The organism is Actinocorallia lasiicapitis (assembly GCF_054778695.1).
This window is the reverse complement of the sequence record NZ_BAAGZI010000781.1, coordinates 1-1,019: the sequence shown is the minus strand read 5'-3', so window position 1 is coordinate 1,019 and position 1,019 is coordinate 1. Positions and strand designations below refer to the sequence as shown.

Genomic DNA, 1,019 nt, shown 5'->3' with positions numbered 1-1,019 from the left:
CGACCGCGACGAGGCCGTGCGCGCGCTGGCCGCGCTGGCGGAGGGGACTTCACCCGTACCGCACGGCACGGCGCCGTCGGGACCGACCGCGTTCCTCTTCTCCGGCCAGGGCAGCCAGCGCCTGGCGATGAGCGCGGGCCTCGTCGCGGCGTTCCCGGTGTTCGCCGACGCCCTCGACGAGGCGATCGGCTATCTGGACCTCCAGCTCGAGACACCCCTGTGGGACGTGCTGTTCGCCGAACCCGGCACCCCCGAAGCCGCCCTCCTCGACCAGACCAGGTACGCCCAGTGCGCGCTGTTCGCCGTCGAGACGGCCCTGTTCCGCCTGCTGGAGTCCTGGGGGATCACCCCCGACCACGTGGCAGGCCACTCCGTCGGCGAACTGGCCGCCGCCTACGCCGCGGGGGCGCTGTCCCTGGAGGACGCCGCCCTGCTGGTGGCGGCCCGCGGCCGGCTGATGCAGGAGCTCCCGCCCGGCGGGGCCATGCTCGCGATCCAGGCCACCGAGGAGGAGGTCACACCGTTCCTCACCGGGCAGGTCGATCTGGCCGCCGTGAACGGGCCGCGCGCGGTCGTCCTCTCCGGCGACGCCGACGTGCTCGCCGAGGTGGCCGCCGTCTTCTCCGCCGACGGCCGCAGGACCCGGACGCTGGCGGTCTCCCACGCGTTCCACTCCGCCCGGATGGAGCCGATGCTCGCCGAATTCCGGCGGGTCGCCGAGGCGATGACCCACCGGACACCGCGCATTCCGCTGGTGTCGAACCTGACCGGCCTGCCCGTCGTCCCCGACGCCGACCACTGGGTGCGGCATGTGCGGGAACCCGTCCGGTTCCAGGACTGCGTGCGCCGGCTGGAGGCCGACGGGGTCACCACGTTCCTGGAGCTCGGCCCCGATCCTGTCCTGTCGGCGATGGGCCGCGACTGCCTCACCGACCCCGACGCGGACGCCGCGTTCCTGCCGCTGCTGCGCGAGGGCCGCGCCGACGAGCGGGAGACCGTCGCCGCCGTAGCCCTCGCCT

1 protein-coding gene is annotated in these 1,019 nt (G+C 74.5%); it reads left to right on the top strand.

Annotated elements, in window-relative coordinates; all coding sequences use genetic code 11:
- Nucleotides 1-1,019 (top strand): acyltransferase domain-containing protein (locus ACYVE7_RS34580; RefSeq protein WP_460370852.1); only part of this gene is annotated, 1,019 nt, incomplete at both ends.